The following is a 6,783-nucleotide window of genomic DNA, read 5'->3' on the forward strand; positions in this document are numbered from 1 at the left end:
ACTCCCGGATCCCCGGATCCCCGGTAAGGAGCACGTCACCATGAAGGATGCCTTCGGCACCCCGCAGTCCCTGCTCGTCCTCGGTGGTACGTCCGAGATCGGGCTGGCCACCGCACGCCGCCTCATCGCCCGCCGTACGCGTACGGTCTGGCTGGCCGGCCGCCCCTCCCCCGCCCTGGAGTCCGCCGCCGCGTCCCTGCGCGGGCTGCGGGCGGACGTCACCGTCCGTACCGTCCCGTTCGACGCGCTCGACACCGCCGCGCACGAGGAGGCCCTGGGCAAGGTGTTCACCGAGGGCGACATCGACATGGTGCTGCTCGCCTTCGGCGTCCTGGGCGACCAGGCGCGCGACGAGGCGGCGCCGGCCGCCGCGGTCCTGGTCGCCCAGACGAACTACACCGGCGCGGTCTCGGCCGGGCTGGTCTGCGGGAACGCTCTCCAGGCACAGGGGCACGGCTCCCTGGTCGTGCTCTCCTCGGCGGCCGCCGAACGGGCCCGCCGCGCCAATTTCCTCTACGGCTCCAGCAAGGCCGGCCTGGACGCCTTCGCCCAGGGCCTGGGCGACGCGCTGCACGGCACGGGCGTGCACGTGATGGTCGTCAGGCCCGGTTTCGTACGGACGAGGATGACGGCCGGGCTGGCGGACGCGCCGCTGGCGACGACCCCGGAGGCGGTGGCCTTCGCGATCGAGCAGGGGCTGCGGCGCCGTGCGGAGACGGTGTGGGTGCCGGGCGCGCTGCGCGTGGTGATGTCGGTGCTGCGGCACACCCCGCGCCCGCTCTTCCGCCGCCTGCCGCTGTGACCGGTGCCCGCCGCTGAGACCGGTGCCTCAGGTGCGGCTGGTGGCCGGTTCGTCGACAGGTGAGCCCTGGGCGGGCACGGCCGGGGTCGCCCGGCCGGCACCGAACTCGTACGCGTACAGCTTGCGCCAGACCCCGTCCGCGCCCTGCTCGTACAGCGCGAAGGAGCCGACCGTCCAGGAGGCCTCGAAGTCGGCCAGCTCCTCATAGGCCCGGTCCATCGCCTCCTCGGAGATGCCGTGCGCCACGGTGACATGCGGGTGGTACGGGAACTGCAGCTCCCGTACCAGCGGGCCCGACGTGTCCCTGACCCGCTGCTGGAGCCACGAGCAGGCCGACGCGCCCTCCACCACCTGCACGAAGACGACCGGTGACAGCGGCCGGAAGGTGCCCGTGCCGCTCAGCCGCATCGGGAACGCCCGGCAGGCCGCCGCGACCTCGGCGAGGTGGGCCCGGACGGCGGGCAGCCGCGACGCCTCGACCTGGGTCGGCGGCAGGAGGGTGACGTGCGTGGGGATGCCGTGCGCGGCGGGATCCCCGAAGCCCGCGCGCCGCTCCTGGAGCAGGCTGCCGTAGGGCTCCGGGACCGCGATCGAAACGCCGAGCGTTACGGTCCCCACGTCGTTCTCCTCACTTCGGTCGTCCGGTTGGTCGTCCGGTGCAGCGCCAGTGTGGCGGCTGCACCCACCGCGTGGCCAGAGCCGCCCGGGTTCAGTGCTTGGCGGGCAGGAAGCCCACCTTCTCGTACGTCTGCGCGAGCGTCTCCCCGGCGACGGCACGCGCCTTCTCGGCGCCCTTGGCCAGGATGGAGTCCAGCGTCTCGGGGTCGTCCAGGTATTCCTGGGTGCGGGCCCTGAAGGGGGTGACGAAGCCCACCATGACCTCGGCGAGGTCGGTCTTCAGCGCCCCGTACATCTTGCCCTCGTAGCCACGCTCCAGGTCCGCGACGGGGGTGCCGGTGAGGGTGGACATGATGGTCAGCAGGTTGCTGACGCCGGGCTTGCGCTCGGGGTCGAAGCGGATCACGGTCTCGGTGTCGGTGACCGCGCTCTTGACCTTCTTCGCGGTCGTCTTCGGCTCGTCCAGCAGGTTGATCAGCCCCTTCGGCGTGGAGGCCGACTTGCTCATCTTGACCGTCGGGTCCTGCAGGTCGTAGATCTTCGCCGTCTCCTTGAGGATGTACGGCGCCGGGACGGTGAACGTCTCACCGAAGCGCGTGTTGAACCGCTCCGCGAGGTCGCGGGTGAGCTCGATGTGCTGGCGCTGGTCCTCGCCGACCGGGACCTCGTTGGCCTGGTAGAGCAGGATGTCCGCGACCTGGAGGATCGGGTACGTGAAGAGACCGACCGTGGCGCGGTCGGCGCCCTGCTTGGCGGACTTGTCCTTGAACTGCGTCATGCGGCCGGCCTCGCCGAAGCCGGTCAGGCAGTTCATGACCCAGCCCAGCTGGGCGTGCTCGGGGACGTGGCTCTGGACGAAGAGCGTGCAGCGCTCGGGGTCGAGTCCCGCGGCGAGCAGCTGGGCGGCGGCGAGCCGGGTGTTGGCACGCAGCTCGGCGGGGTCCTGCGGAACGGTGATCGCGTGCAGGTCGACGACCATGTAGAAGGCGTCGTGGGTCTCCTGGAGCGCGACCCACTGACGGACCGCACCGAGGTAGTTGCCGAGGTGGAACGAGCCTGCGGTGGGCTGGATTCCGGAGAGCACGCGAGGACGATCAGAGGCCATGTTCCTCATTGTCTCAGGTGCGACCGACAGCTCGGGAAACGGCCGGGGACGGACAGGGGCGCACCCGGGATGAGACGAGGAACACAGCGTGCCACGGGACCGGGCCGGGCCACGGACGGGGCACCCAGCGGTGCCCGCGGCCCGTGGCGCGCCCGGCTCCTTACGCGGGGATGCCGGGGGCCGGGTGGGCGGCCATCAGGTCGGCGACCTCCGCGCGGATCGTGAGCAGGGCGTCCTCGTCGCCGTCCCGCGCCGCGCCGACGCCCCGGTCGATCCAGTCGGCGACGGCCGTCATGTGCTGCGTACCGAGGCCGCGGGAGGTCAGCGAGGGGGTGCCGATGCGGATGCCGGAGGGGTCGAAGGGCTTGCGGGGGTCGTAGGGGACGGTGTTGTAGTTCACGACGACCCCCGCCCGGTCCAGCGCCTTCGCGGCGACCTTGCCCGGCACGTCCTTCGAGGTGAGGTCCATCAGGATCAGGTGGTTGTCGGTGCCGCCGGAGACCAGGTCGAAGCCGCGGGCGAGCAGTGCCTCGGCGAGCGCCCTGGCGTTGGCGACGACCGCGTGCGCGTAGTCGCGGAAGGAGGGCCGGGACGCCTCGTGGAGGGCGACGGCGATGGCGGCGGTGGTCTGGTTGTGGGGACCGCCCTGGAGGCCGGGGAAGACCGCCTTGTCGATGGCCTTGGCGTGCTCCTCGCGGCACATGAGCATCGCGCCGCGCGGGCCGCGCAGCGTCTTGTGGGTGGTCGTGGAGATCACGTCCGCGTGCGGCACCGGCGACGGGTGGGCGCCGCCCGCGATCAGGCCGGCGATGTGGGCGACGTCGGCGACCAGGACGGCGCCCGCCTCGCGGGCGATCTCCGCGAAGGCGGCGAAGTCGATGGTGCGGGGCAGGGCGGTGCCACCGCAGAAGATGACCTTGGGCCGCTCCTTGAGCGCCAGGTCGCGCACCTCGTCGAAGTCGATCAGGCCGGTGTCCCGGCGTACGCCGTACTGGACGCCGCGGAACCACGTACCGGTCGCGGAGACGCCCCAGCCGTGGGTGAGGTGGCCGCCCATCGGCAGGGCCATGCCCATCACGGTGTCACCGGGCTGGGCGAAGGCGAGGTAGACGGCGAGGTTGGCCGGGGAGCCGGAGTAGGGCTGGACGTTGGCGTGGTCGACGCCGAAGAGGGCCTTGGCCCGGCCGATGGCGAGCAGCTCGACCTGGTCGATGTGCCGCTGGCCCTCGTAGTACCGCCGGCCGGGGTAACCCTCGCTGTACTTGTTCTGCAGGACGGTGCCGGAGGCCTCCAGGACGGCCTGCGAGACGTAGTTCTCGCTGGGGATCAGCCGCAGGGTGTCGGCCTGGAGCCGCTCCTCGGCGCCGACGAGCGCGGCCAGTTCCGGGTCGGTGGCGGCGAGGGCGGGGTGGTGCGCGGGAAGGGGAAGGCTGGTCATGGCGTGCGCTCCAAGGGGCCGGCAGCGGTCGTCTCCCGGGGTGCCCAGGCGGGCGGCACCTCGTGCGGTCTGCCGCGCACGACTTCCCCGGGGTCGCTTCCCCGTACGCCAGTCGCCGTGCGTACGGCCACCTTAACGGGCACGCCGGTCGAAGGTTTCCCGGCCCACCTGGCGAGCGACGATAGATAAGGGCGCACCCCAGGCCCCCGGCCGCAGGACGAACGGAGATTCCGTGTCGAGAACGCAAGACGCGATCGCTTCCGCCGAGGCGCGCAGCGCGCACAACTACCACCCGTTGCCCGTCGTCGTCAGCTCGGCGGAGGGCGCGTGGATGACCGATGTCGAGGGGCGCCGCTTCCTCGACATGCTGGCGGGCTACTCCGCCCTCAACTTCGGCCATGGCAACCGCCGGCTGATCGAGGCCGCCAAGGCCCAGCTGGAGCGGGTGACGCTGACCTCCCGCGCCTTCTACCACGACCGGTTCGCGGAGTTCTGCGAGCAGTTGGCCGAGCTGTGCGGCATGGAGATGGTGCTGCCGATGAACACCGGGGCGGAGGCGGTGGAGACCGCGGTGAAGACCGCCCGCAAGTGGGGCTACCGCGTCAAGGGCGTCCCCGACGGCATGGCCAAGATCATCGTGGCGGCCGGCAACTTCCACGGCCGGACGACCACGATCGTCAGCTTCTCGACCGACCCGGAGGCGCGGGCGGACTACGGCCCCTACACGCCGGGCTTCGAGATCGTTCCCTACGGGGACGTGGCCGCCATCGAGGAGGCCATGACGGACAACACCGTGGCCGTGCTGCTGGAGCCGATCCAGGGCGAGGCCGGGGTGCTGGTGCCGCCGCCGGGCTATCTCGCCCGGGTGCGGGAGCTGACCCGCGAGCGGGACGTGCTGTTCATCGCGGACGAGATCCAGTCGGGCCTGGGCCGCACCGGCCGGACGTTCGCGTGCGAGCACGAGGACGTGGTGCCCGACATGTACGTGCTGGGCAAGGCGCTGGGCGGCGGCGTCGTGCCGGTGTCGGCGGTCGTGTCCAGCACGGCGGTGCTCGGCGTGCACCGGCCCGGTGAGCACGGCTCGACGTTCGGCGGCAACCCGCTGGCCTGTGCCGTGGCGCTGGAGGTGATCGCCATGCTGCGCACGGGTGAGTACCAGCAGCGGGCGGCCGAGCTGGGCGACCACCTGCACCGGGAGCTGGGACTGCTGGTGGGCGGGGGCGCCGTGGAGGCGGTCCGCGGGCGCGGCCTGTGGGCGGGCGTCGACATCGTGCCGAGCCTGGGCACCGGGCGGCAGATCTCGGAGCAGCTGATGGAGCGCGGCGTCCTGGTGAAGGACACGCACGGTTCGACGATCCGGATCGCCCCGCCACTGGTGATCAGCAAGGAGGACCTGGACTGGGGTCTGGAGCAGCTGCGGACGGTGCTCAGGAGCGGCGCCACGGAGTGACGGGGACCCGCCCTGCGGGTACGGACGGTACGGACACGGCCAGGGCCTGTCTTGTGGATCGGGCCGGGTCAGGAGCGGCCCGCCGGGGAGCGGTTGATGTCACCGCGGGCACGCGAGCCCGGCACGCTGCGAAGACAGGCCCTACGGCAGCGCGCGGCACAGGGCGTCGAGGGCGCCCGTCCACGCGCTGTCGGTCGGGGTGGCGTAGCCGACCACCAGGGCGTCGCGCCCGCGCGGTACGTCCGGGTGGCGGAAGCGGTCCAGGCCCTGGACGGCGAGGCCCTGCCAGGCTGCGGCTTGGACGACGGAGGGCTCGGTGCCGGGCGGGAGTTCCAGCACGGCGTGGAGCCCGGCCGCGATGCCGCTGACCCGGATGCCGGGCGCCCGTTCGGCGAGCGCGGCCACGAGCTGGTCGCGCCGCCGCCGGTAGCGCAGCCGCATGCTCCGTACGTGCCGGTCGTAGGCGCCCGAGGAGATGAACTCCGCCAGCGTCAGCTGGTCGAGCGCGCTGGACACCCAGTCGGTGCCGCCCTTCGCCGCCAGCACGTCGCCGACCAGCTGCTCCGGCAGCACCATCCACGCCAGCCGCAGTCCGGGCGTGAGCGACTTGCTGGCCGTCCCGAGATAGACGACGCGCTCGGGGTCCAGGCCCTGGAGGGCACCGACCGGCTGGCGGTCGTAGCGGAACTCGCCGTCGTAGTCGTCCTCCAGGATCAGCCCGCCGGTCCTGCGCGCCCAGTCCACGGCCTCGGTGCGCCGGTCGGGGGTGAGTGCGCCGCCGAGCGGGAACTGGTGCGCGGGCGTCATCAGGACCGCCCCTTGGCGGCGCAACGCGCCGGTGCGCGTGCCGTGTTCGTCGAACGGCAGCGCGGGTGTGCGCAGCCCGGCCCGGGTGAGCAGGTTCCAGTGGACGTCGAGCCCGTACGACTCGACGGCCACGTCCCGTACCTTCCGCTCGCGCAGCACCTGGGCCATCAGGCGCAGCCCGTGGACGAAGCCGGAGCAGATGACGATGCGGTCGGGGTCGGCGTACACGCCGCGGGCGCGGGCCAGGTAGTCGGCGAGGACGGTACGCAGTTCGACGCGGCCGTGCGGGCCGCCGTACCCGAAGGCCTCGTGCGGGGCGGCCGTCAGCGCCCGGCGGGCCGCCTTGAGCCACTGGGCGCGCGGGAAGGACCCGAGGTCGGGCATGCCGGGGTGCAGGGTGTGCGCGGCGGGGCGCCGTACCACCGGGCGCGCGGGCGGCACGCACGAGGCCTTCGGGTACGGCGGCCCGCACGGCCGCGTCGAACTGCGTACCGTCCTCGCCGACTACCTGGCCCGCGCCCGCGGCGTGTACGCCGACCCCGACCGCATCGTCATCTGCTCCG

General features: G+C 72.8%; 5 protein-coding genes, 2 pseudogenes and 1 riboswitch. Of the genes and pseudogenes, 3 read left to right on the top strand and 4 right to left on the bottom strand.

Features of this window, described 5'->3' with window-relative positions:
* Nucleotides 1–40 precede the first annotated feature (40 nt).
* The gene (gene dprE2, locus QWM81_RS18230; protein WP_290113115.1) at nt 41–802 is read left to right on the top strand and encodes a decaprenylphospho-beta-D-erythro-pentofuranosid-2-ulose 2-reductase; all 762 of its coding nucleotides are present in this window, start codon (nt 41–43) and stop codon (nt 800–802) included.
* 27 nt (nt 803–829) lie between these two features.
* Here the strand turns inward: dprE2 and QWM81_RS18235 are convergent, their stop codons facing one another.
* The 3 genes from QWM81_RS18235 to glyA form a co-directional block, all read right to left on the bottom strand.
* Nucleotides 830–1,420: a 2'-5' RNA ligase family protein gene (locus QWM81_RS18235; protein ID WP_290113116.1), complete on the bottom strand. Its 591-nt coding sequence runs from the start codon at nt 1,418–1,420 to the stop codon at nt 830–832.
* Between the two features lie 91 nt (nt 1,421–1,511).
* On the bottom strand, nt 1,512–2,525 hold the full coding sequence (gene trpS, locus QWM81_RS18240; protein ID WP_290113117.1) for a tryptophan--tRNA ligase: 1,014 nt from the start codon (nt 2,523–2,525) through the stop codon (nt 1,512–1,514).
* 160 nt (nt 2,526–2,685) lie between these two features.
* The gene (gene glyA, locus QWM81_RS18245) at nt 2,686–3,963 is read right to left on the bottom strand and encodes a serine hydroxymethyltransferase (protein ID WP_290113118.1); all 1,278 of its coding nucleotides are present in this window, start codon (nt 3,961–3,963) and stop codon (nt 2,686–2,688) included.
* Between the two features lie 35 nt (nt 3,964–3,998).
* Nucleotides 3,999–4,089: riboswitch (ZMP/ZTP riboswitch) on the bottom strand.
* Between the two features lie 106 nt (nt 4,090–4,195).
* Between glyA and rocD the strand changes: the two genes are divergently transcribed.
* Complete coding sequence (gene rocD / locus QWM81_RS18250) at nt 4,196–5,413, top strand: ornithine--oxo-acid transaminase (RefSeq protein WP_290113119.1); 1,218 nt, start codon at nt 4,196–4,198, stop codon at nt 5,411–5,413.
* Between the two features lie 141 nt (nt 5,414–5,554).
* Here rocD and QWM81_RS18255 read toward each other — a convergent pair.
* Nucleotides 5,555–6,640: pseudogene (locus QWM81_RS18255) on the bottom strand (aminotransferase-like domain-containing protein); the annotation flags it as partial.
* On the opposite strand from QWM81_RS18255, the pseudogene QWM81_RS18260 reads away from it, so the two are divergent.
* Nucleotides 6,603–6,783: pseudogene (locus QWM81_RS18260) on the top strand (PLP-dependent aminotransferase family protein); the annotation flags it as partial. The pseudogenes QWM81_RS18255 and QWM81_RS18260 sit on opposite strands and share 38 nt — an antisense overlap.

Origin of the sequence: Streptomyces ficellus, from assembly GCF_030406405.1 — a bacterium.
Taxonomy (GTDB): Bacteria; Actinomycetota; Actinomycetes; order Streptomycetales; family Streptomycetaceae; genus Streptomyces; species Streptomyces ficellus_B.